We start from the raw sequence: 16,279 nt of genomic DNA, 5'->3' as shown, positions 1-16,279 counted from the left end.
ATAAATGATGGAGAATTAATTTTACTAATTACTAATTACTAATTACATTTCATTAGTCGTTTCCGTTAATATTGGGATTCCAGTTGGCGGGAATTTTCGGAACAATGTCATTTTTGATATAATACTCCTGAATTTCATCCATAAGTTCAGCATACGAAACCGATGCGATTCTTTCATAAGGAATGGTGTAAGCCAAATACATGGTTTTTCTCTTAAAATCTCCCGCTGCCAAAACGATGGGTACTTTTGCGGCAAGAGCCATGTGATAGAAACCTTTTCTCCATTTCGGAACCCAGCTTCTTGTTCCTTCCGGGGTAATCACAAGACTAAAATTATCTTTTTTAAATTCATCGGCCACAAAATTTACCAGATCGTTTTTTTGGCTTCTGTCAATGCCTATTCCTCCTAAACCTCTTACTAAAAATCCGTACCACGCTTTGGTATGAGCATCTTTAATGATAATTTTTAACGGCTTTTTGAGTGACCAATACGCAAGGTTCCCCAATAAATACTCCATATTGTGCGTATGAGGTGCCACAACGAGGATGCATCTGTTCAGCACATTGACATCGCCCTGAAGAACTACCTTCCAACCCAGAATTTTTAATATCAATTTGCTCAGAAGTTTTCTCATAGATTATAATTTATACCAAAAAAAAGTATAACCAACCTTGGTTATACTCTACAAATATATTGAAATATTATGGCTCTTAAAATAAACTGCTGATTAAATCTGCAACTTTTACTACGATTTCTAAAACAAGTTGTATCATGGTGTTAATTTTTTTTTGCGTTTGATGATGTGTTAAAGTTTTTACGAAGATAAACAATATTTTTTGTATGACAAGATGAAATGTTTATCTTTTTTTCAATTTTGAGAGAAGAAGAGTGTGAATTTCAAACAGTTGCTATTCATCCACACCTTCTGCCACTCTCTAAAGTTAATTATTTGGTTTTAATAGAAAATTCTTTTTTACCGTCTTTTATTTTAATGTCAACATCTTTTATCTTTTCAAAATCTACCTTCATGGAATCCATTATCTTTTTAGCTTCATTTTTAGGATATTTTTTGCCGTTGATAATTACACTGTCTCTGTCGTTTTCTTTATATTCAATGGTAGATCCGTTAATGGAGACTTTGTTTTTTTCGATAGTGATATTACCGTTTTCGTCATCACCGTTATCTTCATCGTTATCATTAATTCCGTTTCCGTCTGTATCGCCGTCAAAATTAATTCCGTCCTTATTCAAAGAGATAACTACCGCATTTTGAGGAATAACAAGTTCATAATCTACACTGTAATCTCTGAAACGGTGTTCATAAGGGAATTTAATATAATTCGGAAGGATCACTTTATTATTTACAACTTCTACCGGAATGCTTACATTAAGTGGAATATTGTATCCTTTCGCCTCTTTTTTAATGATTAAGTAAGGGCTTTTTACATCCGGTTTTCTGGTAACGTCTACGTGAATCCAGTCTTTTTCGAATACGTTTATTTTGTCAGAATAAAGATCATCTTCATAGCCTGTAAAGTTCTGAGGTATCACAACCTGTTTTATATCTACATAAATACTGTCTGAAGTAGTAGGAATCGCAATTTCTTCGGTATCTTCCTTATGACCTTTCAAGAACATATCTTTTTTTGCCATGTTGATTCCAAAATAGGTACTCAGACCTATTAAAACCAATACCAATGCTCCGATTACCCATCCGATATTTCTGAGTTTTGTTTTAGGGGAGATCAGTTTAATACTCAATAAAGCAAAAATAATTGCAGGAATTAAACTTCCGATAATGATCATGGCCATTAAGATATACTTCATATTTCCGTCATCGAAAAGATAATTCATCTCATTGATTGGCGGAAAATCATTGTTTCCCATAAAACCGAATGCTACAAATGATCCCATAAGACTTGCGAAGGCCATCAGTGCAAAAATTCCTCCTAAAATATAACGGATTACATTCCAGATTCCGCTTCCTGCATTGTTGATATAGGGTTTGCTTTCAATATAGATTTCCCCGACACGCTGTGTAGATTCATTGGCAAACTGAACAAGTTTGTTAGACTCACTTTTCAGATTGTCAAAGTTCATAGGTTTCCCTTTCATTTTCAAAAAATCTGCTGCTGTTTCTGCTTTTGGCAAAACTACCCACAGAATGATATAAAGCAGCCCGATCAAAGTAGAAGAAATAGCGGCCGTAAAAATTCCTAAAACAAAAATTCCTAACCAGATGGCTCTCATCGCTGTAATATCCATCCCTACATAATGAGCCAATCCTGCACAGACCCCTGCGATTTTTTGTCTTTCAGGATCACGGAACAACTGTTTTTTATCGGTATATTCGGTTCCTGAACTGTAGGTTTTTTTACTGTTCTTTTCAGAATAATAAGCTTCTTCCTGTTCTTCGATTTTTTCAGGAGAACCGATCTGTGCAATGACTCTTTCTACATCGATATCATTGATTACTTCACGTTTTCCTAAAGAATCTCGGAATATTTCGACCATTCTGATTTCTATGTCGTGCATTACCTCATCTGCTTCTGCGGCATCTAACGAGCTGCGAAGAGCATTCAGATAATCGCTGAGCTTTATATATGCATGTTCTTCTATGGTAAAAGAAAAACCTGCGAGTCCTATTGAGAGTGTCTTGTTCATAGCTTTGTTTTTAAATTTTTTGAGTGATTTGGTTGACAGATTCTGTCAGTTCTTTCCAGGTATTTTGCAGTTCATGTAAAAAAGTTTTGCCTTTTTCTGTAATCTGATAATATTTTCTTGGGGGTCCTCCTGTAGATTCTTCCCATCGGTAAGAAAGAAATTCTCCGTTTTTGAGTCTGGTTAAAAGAGGATAGAGGGTTCCTTCCACGACGTCCAGTTTTCCTTTTTTCAGTTCATCAATAAGATCAGAAACATACATTTCGCGGTAATTGATGAGACTTAAAATACAGAATTCCAGAATTCCTTTTCGCATTTGCGCTTTGGTATTTTCGGTATTCATCTTTAATAAGTTTTTGTTAAATAGTTATTTGAAAATCGTTGTCGTTCCTAGCTAGCTGAACTTCTTCCGATTCTACATTACAAAGATATGTAATTAAAATGGTAATATGCAATACAAAGTAGTGAAATTATTTTATAAATATAATTAAATCATTGATAATCAGTTATATAATTTTAATAAAAAATAAATTTATGACTTAAAAGAGACATTTGACAGTTGATTTTGAAACATTTTCAGCTAATAAGAAAGAAAATTCTGACTCAAACTAAGAGTAATTTTGAAATAAGAAAGAGATGATTACCCGGAAAATAGGTGATATTAATAGTGTTCTGTATAGAACGGGTTTCGGCGGGCAAAGCCCGCCGAAACCCGTTAAAAAAATATCTTTTGATTTGATTGCGGCGGGCAAAGCCCGCCGCAATCAAATCAAAAGGCTCACAATATTTTAACAGGCTTTTTCATTTCGTCAATCGCTACAAAAGTAAAATCACCTACAATCGCCCTTTCTCTTTCATAAGAATACATTTGTTCGGTATAGATTTCAACATTTACTTTCATGCTGGTTTTCCCAACATGTGTCACTTTTCCGATGAGTTCAACGATAGTTCCGGCAGGAATTGGTTTTTTAAAATCAATTTTATCGCTGCTTACGGTTACCACCCTTTTTCTGGCAAAGCGTGTTGCGGTGATAAAAGCCGCTTCATCCATGAGCTGCATCGCGGTACCGCCGAAAAGAGTGTCGTAATGGTTAGTCGTATTGGGAAAAACGGCTTTAAAAATCCGGGTTTCAGAGTTTGCAATTCTTTTTTCTGTAGTCATATTTCATTATAGTTAATGCGAATCTGAAATATAGGGAGCCAACAGAAAATCACAGGAATAATAATTCCTGAAAAAACCATCAGATCAATAAACTTCAGATCGCGAAAGTTTTTGTCTTAAGAAAAAGGCAGGTTTTCTGGCTTGCAGCTTCTTTATTAAAAAATACTTAATAAAGATTTCAGCGGCTTACAGTTGCGCGACAGCTCATGAATTTCACACGAATTCCCCTTTTCATCTGCAGTGATGCAGAACCGGTTTCTGATGAATAAGTTTTCACCCTATTCGTAAGCAAAATTAAGAATAATAAGAATAAAAAATGACCATTATTCAGGATTTTTATAAATAATCTGGCTGATTACTTTTCCTTCTTTAATGGTCCAAAGTGTCGTATATCGGTTCTGGCCTGAACCGTTGATCATGTATAAAAATATATGGTCATCATCAATAGAAGTAACACCGATGTTTTCGAAATCCATTGTGGGCTGAAACATATTTTTAATGGCTTCTCTCACAAATACAGAGCCTCTTCCGGGTTGCTGTACGCGGATTGATTTGATTTCGGTCATTCCTTGCGGCAACTCTTTATCAATTCCCCAAGGTTTAACCTTATCTATAGAAATAATATTGCCTTCTGTATCTTTTACCTGCTTACGAAAACCCGCATTGGAAGGATAAATATCAATAATTACTTTAGATCTCTGCGCCGTCGGAATTTTGGAATTGGTGTTGTCTGTAAAAATTAAAGATTTCCCGTTTTTAGATTTAGAAGGAGTATACTGCGGCAGCTGATCAATAAAAGCGACACGGTCTTTATTGACCATACCTTCCTTGGTAAGGTTGTCATATCGTACAAATGGTTTTTCAATTTCCGGTTTTTCAGGATATTTGATCCAGATCCATTCGGTTTCTCCGGGAGCAGGCTTTACATATACAAAAACATCTCCTCTTTTCATCCGGATCTTGTCAACGATTTTTCGGTAATCATCTTTATGTACACGCACCATCGCATAGCCTTCTTCTGCTTTTACAACACCGAAAGGAACTTTATTCTGCCCTTGAACCATTATAAAAGAAAAAATACTGAAAACGGATAAACAAATTGCTTTGTGAATGAAAGTCATGAATAAAATATTTATGCTCAAAGATATAAATTAAATGTTTTTTGGAAGGTAATTAAATTTTTTCAATTCTGTTAAATCTTATATAAATATGACTATTAAATTCTCTCCAGCTGATCCGCATCAATCGAAGTTTTAAAAGCTCCGTAATTCACGGTTACCTTATTTTTAGAAATGCTGTCAATGGTTCCGACACTCGTGCTTCCGATAATCCGTACCCGTTGTCCGATTTTCATCCAGACGGCGCGGTCGGTTTTGCGTTTCTCTTCTATTTTATCATTGGTTTCGGATATTTTTTCAATAATATCTTCTTTCTTCAGCTGTTGGGTAATTTTTCTTTTGACCACCTGAAGACGTTTGGTTTCATCTTTATCCGCGCCTATTTTCCTGAATTTTTCCTGTTCCAGGATTTTCACGAAATCTTTCACCACGTCTTTTCTGGATCTTCCTTTGATATATCCGTCAATAAATGATTCTATCTTGTTTCCGAACTGCAGCTTGCGATGCTCATCCTCATATAATTTCTGGAAATTGAATAATTTTTGCTGTAGTTGCTCATTCAGTTTCTGCAAATTATCCCTTTTGTCTTCTACCGATTCTTTTCTTTCGGCAAGGTCGGTTTTTAGTTTTTCAACCTCAAATTTTTCCTGCTGAAGCTTTACAATTGTTTTATCAAGATTTACAATATCATGTTCTACTTTTTTCTTCGCAGAATGAATGATAAATCTCGGGATTTTATTCTTTTCTGCCACTTCAAAGGTGAATGAGCTTCCGGCTTGTCCCACTTCCAGTTTGTACATGGGTTCCAGGGTTTCTTCATCAAACAGCATGGCGGCGTTTTCAGCGTTTGGGAGTTGTTCTATCACGAGTTTGATGTTGGTGTAATGGGTTGTGATAATCGCAAAACTCTTCTTATCGTAGAAAAATTCTAGAAAACTCTCCGCCAAAGCACCGCCCAATTCCGGATCAGATCCTGTTCCGAACTCATCAATAAGCAAAAGGGTATTCGGATCAGATTCACGAATGATGCCGCCCATTTTTTTCAGCCTTGATGAATAGGTAGAAAGATGATTCTCGATAGACTGATTATCTCCAATATCAGTCATGATTTTATCAAAGAAAAACATTTCGGATTTCGGATGCACAGGAACTAAAATCCCGCTCTGAATCATCAGCTGAAGCAACCCGACTGTTTTTAAGGTAATCGATTTTCCTCCCGCATTCGGCCCGGAAATGCAGATGATTCTATTGTGATCTGTAAGCGTAAGACTTTGAGGGAAAATGGTCTTTTTCTCAGCTTTATTTCTCAGCCATAATAAAGGATGATACGCATCTTTCAGCCTTAATGTCTTATGGCGGTTGATTTTAGGTAAAACGCCGTTTATCGATTCAGAAAATTTGGCTTTTGCTCTTGTAAGGTCAAGGTCAAAAATATAAACCTGATATCTCCAAAGCTGCGGTTGAAACACAGCCAGTTCAGCCGTAAGCTGTCTTAAGATTTTATCAATTTCTTTTTTCTCTTCTTCTTCATTTTCCTTAAGTTTGAAATAATGTTTTACGACACTGTCGGGCTGAATGTAGGTGATGGAACCTGTCTTTGACATTCCCAAAACCCGTCCCGGAACTCTTTTTTTACTGCCTGATTTTACCGCTAAAACTCTCTGGTCTTCCACGATGCTTTCACGGATGTCATCGAGAAAATCGCTTTGTCCGTAATTGAATAACGCGCGGTTAAAATTTTCCTGGATGGCTTTTTTAGCATGCTGAATTTCCGTTCTTAATATCTTTAAAGCCGGTGAAGCCTCACTTTTTACTTCACCAAAACGGTTGAAAACCTTATCTACTTTATCAATGATTTCTTTTTTGAATTCCAGAACGGAGGCTTCCTGAAGGAGATTCGGAAACGTTTCAGACATGGTCGGGAAAAACTTCTGGAGTTTTCCGATCTGTTCGGTAATGGTTTTTATTTTGATGAAAGCGCTGTTTTCGAGACGGTAATTCTCAATCAGCATTACTTTAAGTTCGCTTTCAATATCTTCATATTCATCAAACGGAATCGCGTTTGAACTTTCAAAACTCGATAGATATTCTGAGGTTTTTTTCAGAGAAAGTTCTGCCTCATCAATGTTCATCGGACGAAGCTGAAGGATTTTTTCTCTCGTTTTCGGAGAATAGGCAAATGGAGCAATTTCCGCGAGCAATTGCGGAAACTCTAATTCGTTTAAATCTTCTTTATTTATATACACAATGCAAAGATAATTAATTTGAAAATGAGTTAATTTGGAAATTTGAAAATGTATCTAAATTTTACCATTAAGATTTTATTAAGAAATTAAGAATATGAGTGAAGCTTCGATTTTCTTTTTCTGTTTAAAACTCTATTTGATTTTTCTTAATAATCTTAACTTCTTAATTCTCCTTAATGGTTCAATTGTAAATTAATTTTACTTCAAATACGTTTTTTAGTACATTTGAAATATGAAAATAGAAACAGACCGACTGATTTTAAAGGAAATTGATGAAAGCCATGTTGAGGATATTCTAAAAATCAGGAGTAATGAAATCATCAACCAGTATATAAAAAGAATCCCTCCAAAAACCAACTACGATGCGCTGGATTTTATTTTAACCATTAAAAAGAGAATTCAAAATAATGAATCTCTGTATTGGGGAATCACGTATAAAAATCAACAACATCTTATCGGAACCATCTGTCTCTGGAATTTTTCTGAAGACCGGAAACAAGCTGAAGTCGGGTATGAATTATTACCTGAATTTCACCGGAAAGGAATCATGTCGGAAGCTTTGGAAGCTATTTTACATTTTGGGTTTAATGATTTACATTTACAGGAGATTGTAGCAATCACCAATAAGTTTAATGAAAACTCGAAAAGTCTTCTTTTAAAGCATGATTTTGCTTTGCAGGAAGGGGTGGAAGATGATGGTTTTCCGGAAAATATAGTTTTCAGTATAAATAAAAACGTATAATTTTTCTTTTTTTGGCATTATTTTATATCCCATTTGGAAAAGATCAATATTTAAGATTGAAACTTATACAATAACAATTTCAAATCGCACCTTATGACCTGGACAGACATTTTAGCTCCCATAAAAAACACTCCGTATTTTACCCAACTTTGGGAAAAAGTAAAACAGGAATACGCAGCCACTAAAGTTTTCCCGCCAAGAAACCAGATTTTCAGAGCCTTGGAAATTACGCCGTTTGATGATGTTGAGGTGGTTATTTTAGGTCAGGATCCCTATCATAACGATTTTCAGGCAAACGGACTGTGTTTTTCTGTTTCCGAAAAAGTTACTGCTCCGCCTTCACTCAAAAATATTTTTATCGAGCTTAAAAACGATATCGGCATAGAACGAACTTCAAAAGAATTAGATGATTGGGGGAAACAAGGTGTGCTATTACTGAATGCCACTTTAACGGTTCGTGCGCACTCACCTAATTCTCACAAAGATTTGGGCTGGGAAAAATTCACCGATTTTATTATTAAAGAAATCTCAGACAAAAAAGAAAATGTAGTTTTCGTTTTGTGGGGTGCTTTTGCACAAAAAAAAGCCGAACTGATTAATCCGGCTAAACATTTTATTTTAAAATCGGCACATCCGTCACCATTTTCCGTTCACAGAGGGTTTTTCGGAAGCAAACCTTTTTCAAAAATTAATGAATATCTGATCTCAAAAGGAAAAAAGCCTATCGAGTGGTAGAATTCTTTTCTTCTGTTTTGGAAACTTTAATTCCTATTCTGTATTTTCCTGCAAGTGATTTTGAGTTATTTTGAGCCGTAGGATAAGGCGTAACTTCTACCAGCGAAATCGTCCCTCCGTTGAAATCTACAGACCTATGATAATTTCTTGCCGCATTTTCAGTGGTTGCCAATTTTACGATCATCGGTCGTGAAGAATATCCAATAATTTCAACATTTGCAATCGCAACACCTTCCCAAACACAGGTTGTTCCTTTTGGGCATCGGCTGTCTTCAGAAATGTTTTTAAATCCAATATTCATCTCGTATTCCTTAAACAGCATTCTTTCACCTTCATTCAGGTAGATAATATTTTCTTCTTTCATAGGCGTTTTTTCAGGACTCTGCACTGTCGAAGTTTCAGTTTTCGAGGTATTTTTATTTTTTTTCTGGGCATTGCAGTTGGCTAATGTCAGAATTCCTAATCCGAGGATGATGGTTTTGTAAAACATATTTTCTAAATAAAATTAATCATATCTAATACTACTACCAAAAACATTGCCACACCTACAACCAGACTAAAGCCCGTCCCATAAAGAAACCCGATAAAAGCGCCTTTAGTAGATCGCAGTGCTTTATTCATGTCTTTGCTGTCGTGTAATAATTCACCGATGAAAACTCCGGCAAACATTCCGATTAAAAAACCCAGCGGAATAGGCAGAAAAATCCCCACAATAGTTCCGATCACAGATCCTATGCTTCCCCAACGTGTGCCGCCATATTTCTGGTTGGTCTTTGCAGGTATGACATAGCTCAGCACAACAGAGGCAACTGTGAGAATGACAAATACCCAAATGTAAAGTATGGATAAATCTGCGTCTGTCCCGAATTTATAAATTAATAATCCGGCCAGACTCAGCACAAGTCCCGGTAAAACGGGTAAGAATGTTCCCAGAATTCCTAAAATCAAAAGAATGATACAGATGATATTAATGAGTGTAATGTCCATAGAATAATTTTTCAACTCAAATTTATGAATAAAAAAAGTGACTTTAATAAAGCCACTTTGTAAGTTTTAAATTTTTTATTGATTAAAGATTCAAAATTACATATTGTAGAATAGAACCAGCATTTCCGATGTTTCCTGTTGCATGGTTGTGGAACGTTGTATAATAAATATATCCACTGTTTGAGGCTCCTGAACAAGGGCCTACTGTTGCACCCAATGCCACTAAGAACGGAACTGCTGCTTGTGGAACGGTAATGGTGATCTGCACATTGCTTGGAAGCGTTACACACATCGTTACAAACTGTGAAGTCGGAGCATTACCGATTGGCGTGTTTGGAACGTTGGTACTCGTAAAATGATTGGTTCTCAGCATAAGCGCGTCATTGCTTGAGGTTTCTTTTACCAAAACTTCCCAATAAGCAGGGTCATAATTAATGATTTTTTGCCAAGCTCCTAGATCATAATCAATATTCAGTGTATTAAATCCTAATGCAGTTGCCAAAGCCGGGCTGTTGATGGTTCCGGGAACCATTCCTGAGCTTCCGGTGTTTTTAGAACATAATTTAGTATCCGGAATAAATCCGCCGGCTAGAGAACAGTTGTTGGTATTGTCGTTACCTCCTACTAAATAAGAAACATCCCAGTCTGAAGCATAAATACTTCCTCCGTTGGCTACAAAAATACCCAAATTGGTTTCGATAAGCGGATATAATGAAGCATACTGAGAATATTTTCTGGAACCGCAGTTTAAAAATACAATATCATACTGCGCTAATGTATTCATATTGGCCAGATCGGCATTGGTAATTTCTGTAGCGGTATATCCTAACGTCTGGATGATATCTTCGATCTTATCATAAGAGCCTTTTACATAGGCTATTTTTGCCACCTGTGTAAGTTTGGTTTGAGAAGCATCTAGATTTACTGTTTCATTATTTTTCACCGTTGCGGTAACTTCTGTACGGAAATTACTTCCGTTTCCGGTCTGAATATAGATAGTTTGGTTTCCTACCGGTGCATCCAAAATAAAGTTTCCGGAAGCATCTGAAGTCGTGTAGTAAATTTTGTATTGATCATCAAAAGTAAAGACCGAAGCACCGCCAATCGGCTTATTTCCGTTCTGAGACATTACCTTCCCGGAAAGTTTCCCGGTCTGTAAAGCTGCAACCGATGTTTCAGGCTGAGTAAAAGTTTCTTCTCCGGTACAGCTTACTAAAAAAGCAAACAGGAGCATCACAATAAAAAGATAGCTTTTTTTCATAGTTTATCATTTATTTAAATGGTTAGTATGTATCAAATATAAAAAATAATTATCAATAATGTATTAAAAATTGATTTTTATTTTCAAATTTTCTTAATTATATCCTTTTCATGCGGAATTGCTTAAATTTAATAATTCTTAGATTTGAAATTTTATATTTTGTAATTTTGTCGTAATGAAAGACGAAATACAGGACACCAAAAGTTTTTTTCAGGAAATGAGCGAGCAGCTCTATATGTATATATCCAAAATTTCCCCTTTGGGTCTTGACTGGGTATTTCATATTATCGTAAAAATTGGTTTACTTATCGCCATTTTTTTTGTCTTCGATTCTTTCTTTAAAATTATCATCAATTACAGTTTTAGGATTTTCCGGAATAAAGAAAAATATCCGGTAATAAATTCGATAAGAAGTTCAAAAATTACCAATTCTTTAGGTCATTTCGCGGCTTTACTTGTCATTGGCGGGATTCATGATTCAATTTTTGTTGGCGCTTTAAAGATGACCACGTTATTTATCATCCGGTGTGTCAATTTAGGGCTGGTTCTTATTCTTGCCGGAATGTTGTACAGAGCCTTGACCGCTTTTCGGAATTATTTCACCATAAAGCAGGATTATTATAAAATCATGGCCATTAATGCGATCTCTGAAACGGTGAAAATTTTAGGGATATTCCTGTTTACGATTGTAAGCATCTGTGTCATTTTCGGGATTAAAGGAACGACTATTGTCGGTAGTTTGGGAGCAATTACAGCAGTTTTGGTTTTGGTATTCAGAGATACCATCTTAGGTTTTGTGACCGGGATTCATGTGGCTACTTCCAAAAGCCTCAAGGTAGGAGACTGGATCGGGATTCCTAAATACAGCATTGAAGGGAATATTTTAGATATCAGTCTTCTGACGACAAAAATTGTCAATTTTGATAAAACCGTTTCCTCAATTCCCACGTATGATTTACTCACCACGGAAATCAAAAATCTTCAGGTAATGTCAGAATCCAACACCCGGAGAATCAAAAAATCTATTTTTTTTAACATCAACTCCTTCAAATTCTTATATGATGAAGAAATTGAACGTTTAAAAGATATTAATCTGATCACCGGTTATCTGGAAGAGAAAATTGCCGAAATTGTAAAAGAAAAAGAAAAAATAGAACATAAAAATAAAATCATTAACGGCAGACAGCTTACCAATATTGGAGTCTTCAGATATTATGCCCAGAAATACCTTGAGCATAATGCAGATATTGATAAAGAAAGTCCCGTAATGGTACGCCAGCTGGAAATTACTCCGCAAGGTCTGCCGCTGGAAATCTATTGCTTTGCGAATGATTCGAAATGGGAACATTTTGAGCAGATTCAGGCAGATATTTTTGATCATTTATTGGTGGCCTCCCAAGAATTTGATCTGCAGATTATGCAGGTCAGCGTAAAAGTGTAATCAGTGAGCGTTAGAATGAATTCAATCGAACTTTTAAGATTAAAAAATGACTAAACTAAGTGTAAATATCAATAAAATTGCTACAATCAGAAATGCAAGAGGTGGTGAAACACCCAGTGTGACGGAAGCGGCAGTTAAAATTCAGGAATTTGGCGCTCACGGGATCACCATTCATCCAAGACCCGATGAAAGGCATATTACCAGGAAAGATGTGTACGATCTGAAACCTTTGGTCACGACAGAATTTAATATTGAAGGAAATCCGCACCGTTCGTTTATTGATATGGTCTTGGAAGTAAAACCGGATCAGGTTACTTTGGTTCCCGATGCAGATGACGCCATTACGTCCAATGCGGGTTGGGATACGAGAAAACATCTTGATTTTCTGAAAGAAATTATTTCCGAATTTAAAAATGCGGGAATCAGGACTTCAATTTTCCTGGACCCGACTCCGGAACTGGTAGAATACGCCGCTAAAACCGGTGCCGAAAGAATAGAATTGTATACGGAAGCCTATGCAAAACATTATTTTGTAAATAAAGAACAGGCGATAAAACCTTATTATGAAACGGCGGTAAAAGCGGCTGATTTTGGATTGGGAATTAATGCGGGACACGATTTGAGCTTAGACAATTTAAAATATTTTGCTGATAATATTCCGAATCTTCTCGAAGTTTCCATCGGGCATGCTCTGGTTTCGGAAGCACTATATATGGGGATGGAAAACACGGTTCAGGCTTATTTGAAAAGACTGGCTAAATGGTAACAGTAAACTGTAATTAACCTCAATTTACAATCTAAAAAATGGAAATTTTAAATTCAAAAATATTTGGCGAAAATCTTTCGTCAACTCCGCTTCTTGTATTTCACGGGCTTTTCGGGATGCTTGACAATTGGGGCAGTTTCGGGAAAGATTTGGGAGAGTTTTTACCGGTGCATTTAATCGATCTGAGAAATCACGGGAGAAGTTTTCACTCAGAGCACATGTCTCACGATGATTTGGCGGATGATATTTCCCGTTATATGGATCATTACGGGATTAAAAAAGCGCATGTTTTAGGCCATTCTCTGGGAGGTAAAGCGGTGATGCAGTTTGCAATGAATTTTCCTGAAAAGGTGGATCATCTTATGGTGGTAGATATTTCCCCAAAAGCGTATCCGCCGCATCACCAGGGAATTATCAAAGCGTTGGAAACCGTTGATTTCGATACGGTGAATTCAAGAAATGAGGTAGAAGCTATTTTAAGCCAGTATATTCCTGAAAAATCAACCATTCAGTTTCTTGCGAAGAATTTGTACTGGACCGATGATAAAAAACTGAACTGGAGATTTAATTTAAAAACGTTATCCGAAAAATACAGCGAATTTGTATCAAATGCCATCAAATTTGGAGTTTTCGAAGGCGAAACATTATTCATTTCAGGCGAGAAATCCAACTATATCTTACCGCAGGACGAATACTCAATTAAACAGCAATTCCCAAAAGCGAAAATTGTAAAAATTAAAAATGCGGCGCATTGGGTTCAGGCAGATAATCCCGTGGAGTTCAGCAAGGTGGTTAAAGAATTTTTAGGGCTGGATAATTATTAATTGAAATGTTAAAATTTTCTTAATAATTATGTTTTAATGATTTTGTGATCTATTTTTATGTAATTTAGATTTATCAAATCATCAAACAAATTATATTATGGAAAAGAAAAATTCAAAAAAACCTTTCTTTGCTGCATTTTTAGAAAATCAGATTAAAGAAACGAAGAACGTAAAAGGAGGAAGCAGTACAGTTTCTGCAGCAACGACACCACTGGGTGACGGCGTTACAAAACCTATTTACGATACCGCTCAGACGATGAAATACCCTTCTGACGGTGATGAAGGTGTAGGAGTTTAAATGTTGTAAATTAATAAACATTTTAACAAATTTATATTGAAAGGAAACTTAATTTCTAAGTTTCCTTTTTTAATAGCTTCCAAATGATTCTCTGCATTACCCATTCCCAGGATTTTTATACGGTTGATCTGTTTTTTGAATATCTCTCTTCTAAAAATATTCCTTATTTCAGATTGAATTCAGATCAGCTCAATCATCAACAGAAAATAAGCCTTAGTCAAAATTCTTTTACCATTACAGATCAGTCCGGAGTTTCAGTCAGCTCCGCAGAAATTACTGCAGTTTGGCACAGAAAATCGTGGTCTGTTAATGTTCCTGAAGAGTTGGATACCGCATATTTGAAAATTTTCATTAGTGAATATGAAAGCTTAAAATATAATCTGTATACGATTTTAGAACATCTTCCATGGATCAATCCTTATGAAAACGAAAAGAAAATAGACGGGAATAAAATGCATCAGTTAAAATTAGCTGAAAGAAACGGGCTCAAAATTCCTGCAACATTATTTTCAAATGATGAAGATGAAATTCTCACATTTATTAAAGAAAAATGTAATGGAAAAGCGATTGCAAAACTTCATGGTGTTATTTCAAAAAATATGGATGGGGAAAATATGATTTCCACTACCATTATTGACGAACACACTTTGGAAAATCTTTCGGATATTGCCTATTGTCCAATGATTTTTCAGCCTTATATTGAAAAAGAATATGAATTGAGGATCGTATATATCGACGGAGAATTTTTCACGGGAAAAATCAATAATCATCAAAATACAGATTGGCGTCTGGTTCAGGATGATTATTTTTGGTCTGTTGATCGGCTTCCGGAAGATATCGAACGCCAACTTACCAATATGATGCAGGAAATGAAGCTCATTTTCGGCGCTATCGATATGATCAAAGGAAAAGACGGGAATTATCATTTTCTGGAAGTCAATCCGCAGGGAGAATGGGGAATGCTGCAAAAAGAGCTCCATTTTCCGATCGCTGAAAAAATCGCCGACTATCTTTTAAAAAAAATAAACATATGACCCAAAAAATAGTAATCATCACCCACACAGAAGATAATTTCTCAATTGATAAAGTAACGGAATATATCATTAAAAACGGTTTTGAAGTCGTCCGTTTTGATGTAGACCTTTACCCGCTTACCAATAAACTCTCCACCATCTTTCAGGATGGGAAATGGATGAGCTTCCTTGAAAATGAAGAAGGAAAAATCAGAATAGATGATGTTGCAGCAGTCTGGTACAGAAGAGCATACAATATCGGCAGCGGATTGAAAGAGGAGCTTGAACCCAAGTTTTTTGGTGCCGCAATGGGCGAAATCAGAAATACGCTCTTTGGTTTTTTAGAGTCTTTAGATTGCTATTCTTTAGGAAAACCGAGTGTGTACAGAAGGTTGGACAGCAAAGAAGAGCAGTTGAAAATAGCGCATAAATTGGGGCTTACCGTTCCTGAAACCTGTATTACAAACAATCCTGAGGCAGCGAAACAATTTATTCTGAAGCATAAAAGCGTTGTTGCAAAAATGCAGACCGGCTTTGCGATTTATGAGGATGGAGTGGAAAATGTAGTGTTTACGAATGTAATAGAAGAAGATAATATTGATCAGCTCGACAATCTGCTGTATTGTCCGATGCAGTTTCAAAAAAAAATCGAGAAGAAAAAAGAACTTCGTGTAACCGTCGTAGGTCAGGATATTTTTACCTTCGAGATCGATTCCCAACAATCTGAAGAATCTAAAGTAGACTGGCGAAAAGACGGGGTTAATTTATTGCAAAAATGGGTTCAGACAGAACTTCCTGCTGAGGTTGAAGGAAAACTAAGACAGCTTCTGGATGTTTATCATGTAGATTACGGCGCCATAGATATCATTGTATCTTTAGAAAATGATTATTATTTTATTGAAATCAACGCGGCGGGAGAATTTTTCTGGCTGGATAATCTTACCGACAACAATATAATTTCAAAAAGTATTGCCGATGTATTGTGCGATAAAGCACCGAGAAGAAACAATGGAGTATTAATATAA

General features: G+C 35.9%; 17 protein-coding genes and 1 riboswitch. Of the genes, 8 read left to right on the top strand and 9 right to left on the bottom strand.

Annotated features, from left to right (window positions below; genetic code table 11):
- Positions 1-52: 52 nt before the first annotated feature.
- From N0B16_RS10760 to N0B16_RS10735, 6 genes are all read right to left on the bottom strand, one after another.
- Positions 53-634, bottom strand: coding sequence for a 1-acyl-sn-glycerol-3-phosphate acyltransferase (locus tag N0B16_RS10760; RefSeq protein ID WP_262990941.1), 582 nt, complete (start codon positions 632-634; stop codon positions 53-55).
- Between the two features lie 311 nt (positions 635-945).
- Positions 946-2,664, bottom strand: a complete 1,719-nt coding sequence (locus tag N0B16_RS10755; protein ID WP_262990940.1) for a PspC domain-containing protein — start codon at positions 2,662-2,664, stop codon at positions 946-948.
- A 10-nt stretch (positions 2,665-2,674) separates the two neighbouring features.
- A complete protein-coding gene (locus tag N0B16_RS10750) occupies positions 2,675-3,004 on the bottom strand; it encodes a PadR family transcriptional regulator (RefSeq protein ID WP_262990939.1) in 330 nt (109 codons plus the stop codon).
- A gap of 435 nt (positions 3,005-3,439) precedes the next feature.
- Positions 3,440-3,823: an acyl-CoA thioesterase gene (locus N0B16_RS10745; protein WP_262990938.1), complete on the bottom strand. Its 384-nt coding sequence runs from the start codon at positions 3,821-3,823 to the stop codon at positions 3,440-3,442.
- A 109-nt stretch (positions 3,824-3,932) separates the two neighbouring features.
- Positions 3,933-4,094: riboswitch (cobalamin riboswitch) on the bottom strand.
- Between the two features lie 52 nt (positions 4,095-4,146).
- Entirely contained in the window at positions 4,147-4,944 is a 798-nt protein-coding gene (locus N0B16_RS10740) for an SGNH/GDSL hydrolase family protein (RefSeq protein WP_262990937.1), read from the bottom strand.
- 95 nt (positions 4,945-5,039) lie between these two features.
- Positions 5,040-7,187 (bottom strand): endonuclease MutS2, encoded by a 2,148-nt coding sequence (locus tag N0B16_RS10735; protein ID WP_262990936.1) that lies wholly within the window; start codon positions 7,185-7,187, stop codon positions 5,040-5,042.
- Positions 7,188-7,419: 232 nt separating this feature from the next.
- Between N0B16_RS10735 and N0B16_RS10730 the strand changes: the two genes are divergently transcribed.
- On the top strand, positions 7,420-7,929 hold the full coding sequence (locus N0B16_RS10730) for a GNAT family N-acetyltransferase (protein ID WP_262990935.1): 510 nt from the start codon (positions 7,420-7,422) through the stop codon (positions 7,927-7,929).
- Between the two features lie 93 nt (positions 7,930-8,022).
- Positions 8,023-8,664, top strand: coding sequence for a uracil-DNA glycosylase (locus N0B16_RS10725; protein WP_262990934.1), 642 nt, complete (start codon positions 8,023-8,025; stop codon positions 8,662-8,664).
- On the opposite strand, the gene N0B16_RS10720 is transcribed toward N0B16_RS10725, so the two are convergent.
- The 3 genes from N0B16_RS10720 to N0B16_RS10710 form a co-directional block, all read right to left on the bottom strand.
- Positions 8,651-9,154 (bottom strand): hypothetical protein, encoded by a 504-nt coding sequence (locus N0B16_RS10720; RefSeq protein ID WP_262990933.1) that lies wholly within the window; start codon positions 9,152-9,154, stop codon positions 8,651-8,653. The genes N0B16_RS10725 and N0B16_RS10720 overlap by 14 nt on opposite strands.
- Positions 9,155-9,159: 5 nt before the next feature.
- Positions 9,160-9,651 carry a DUF456 domain-containing protein gene (locus N0B16_RS10715; RefSeq protein WP_262990932.1) on the bottom strand — a complete coding sequence of 164 codons (492 nt, stop codon included), beginning with the start codon at positions 9,649-9,651 and terminating at the stop codon, positions 9,160-9,162.
- Positions 9,652-9,733: 82 nt separating this feature from the next.
- A complete protein-coding gene (locus N0B16_RS10710) occupies positions 9,734-10,912 on the bottom strand; it encodes a carboxypeptidase-like regulatory domain-containing protein (RefSeq protein ID WP_262990931.1) in 1,179 nt (392 codons plus the stop codon).
- Positions 10,913-11,087: 175 nt separating this feature from the next.
- On the opposite strand from N0B16_RS10710, the gene N0B16_RS10705 reads away from it, so the two are divergent.
- From N0B16_RS10705 to N0B16_RS10680, 6 genes are all read left to right on the top strand, one after another.
- Positions 11,088-12,353: a mechanosensitive ion channel family protein gene (locus tag N0B16_RS10705; protein ID WP_262990930.1), complete on the top strand. Its 1,266-nt coding sequence runs from the start codon at positions 11,088-11,090 to the stop codon at positions 12,351-12,353.
- A 46-nt stretch (positions 12,354-12,399) separates the two neighbouring features.
- The gene (locus N0B16_RS10700) at positions 12,400-13,119 is read left to right on the top strand and encodes a pyridoxine 5'-phosphate synthase (protein ID WP_262990929.1); all 720 of its coding nucleotides are present in this window, start codon (positions 12,400-12,402) and stop codon (positions 13,117-13,119) included.
- Between the two features lie 38 nt (positions 13,120-13,157).
- Positions 13,158-13,943, top strand: a complete 786-nt coding sequence (locus N0B16_RS10695) for an alpha/beta fold hydrolase (RefSeq protein ID WP_262990928.1) — start codon at positions 13,158-13,160, stop codon at positions 13,941-13,943.
- A 97-nt stretch (positions 13,944-14,040) separates the two neighbouring features.
- Positions 14,041-14,241, top strand: coding sequence for a microviridin/marinostatin family tricyclic proteinase inhibitor (locus tag N0B16_RS10690; protein WP_262990927.1), 201 nt, complete (start codon positions 14,041-14,043; stop codon positions 14,239-14,241).
- An 83-nt stretch (positions 14,242-14,324) separates the two neighbouring features.
- Positions 14,325-15,275: an MvdC/MvdD family ATP grasp protein gene (locus N0B16_RS10685; RefSeq protein WP_262990926.1), complete on the top strand. Its 951-nt coding sequence runs from the start codon at positions 14,325-14,327 to the stop codon at positions 15,273-15,275.
- Positions 15,272-16,279, top strand: coding sequence for an MvdC/MvdD family ATP grasp protein (locus N0B16_RS10680; protein WP_262990924.1), 1,008 nt, complete (start codon positions 15,272-15,274; stop codon positions 16,277-16,279). The genes N0B16_RS10685 and N0B16_RS10680 overlap by 4 nt, the downstream gene beginning before the upstream one ends.

The sequence above is a fragment of the Chryseobacterium gilvum genome (assembly GCF_025628965.1).
GTDB lineage: Bacteria > Bacteroidota > Bacteroidia > Flavobacteriales > Weeksellaceae > Chryseobacterium > Chryseobacterium gilvum.
This window is presented reverse-complemented; position numbering and strand designations above follow the sequence as displayed.

Coding starts and splice junctions, on each gene's coding strand:
- N0B16_RS10725 (WP_262990934.1), top strand. CDS start 8,023: ATGACCTGGACAGACATTTTAGCTCCCATAAAAAACACTCCGTATTTT.
- N0B16_RS10720 (WP_262990933.1), bottom strand. CDS start 9,154: ATGTTTTACAAAACCATCATCCTCGGATTAGGAATTCTGACATTAGCC.
- N0B16_RS10685 (WP_262990926.1), top strand. CDS start 14,325: ATGATTCTCTGCATTACCCATTCCCAGGATTTTTATACGGTTGATCTG.
- N0B16_RS10750 (WP_262990939.1), bottom strand. CDS start 3,004: ATGAATACCGAAAATACCAAAGCGCAAATGCGAAAAGGAATTCTGGAA.
- N0B16_RS10680 (WP_262990924.1), top strand. CDS start 15,272: ATGACCCAAAAAATAGTAATCATCACCCACACAGAAGATAATTTCTCA.
- N0B16_RS10760 (WP_262990941.1), bottom strand. CDS start 634: ATGAGAAAACTTCTGAGCAAATTGATATTAAAAATTCTGGGTTGGAAG.
- N0B16_RS10730 (WP_262990935.1), top strand. CDS start 7,420: ATGAAAATAGAAACAGACCGACTGATTTTAAAGGAAATTGATGAAAGC.
- N0B16_RS10715 (WP_262990932.1), bottom strand. CDS start 9,651: ATGGACATTACACTCATTAATATCATCTGTATCATTCTTTTGATTTTA.
- N0B16_RS10745 (WP_262990938.1), bottom strand. CDS start 3,823: ATGACTACAGAAAAAAGAATTGCAAACTCTGAAACCCGGATTTTTAAA.
- N0B16_RS10690 (WP_262990927.1), top strand. CDS start 14,041: ATGGAAAAGAAAAATTCAAAAAAACCTTTCTTTGCTGCATTTTTAGAA.
- N0B16_RS10705 (WP_262990930.1), top strand. CDS start 11,088: ATGAAAGACGAAATACAGGACACCAAAAGTTTTTTTCAGGAAATGAGC.
- N0B16_RS10710 (WP_262990931.1), bottom strand. CDS start 10,912: ATGAAAAAAAGCTATCTTTTTATTGTGATGCTCCTGTTTGCTTTTTTA.
- N0B16_RS10755 (WP_262990940.1), bottom strand. CDS start 2,664: ATGAACAAGACACTCTCAATAGGACTCGCAGGTTTTTCTTTTACCATA.
- N0B16_RS10695 (WP_262990928.1), top strand. CDS start 13,158: ATGGAAATTTTAAATTCAAAAATATTTGGCGAAAATCTTTCGTCAACT.
- N0B16_RS10740 (WP_262990937.1), bottom strand. CDS start 4,944: ATGACTTTCATTCACAAAGCAATTTGTTTATCCGTTTTCAGTATTTTT.
- N0B16_RS10700 (WP_262990929.1), top strand. CDS start 12,400: ATGACTAAACTAAGTGTAAATATCAATAAAATTGCTACAATCAGAAAT.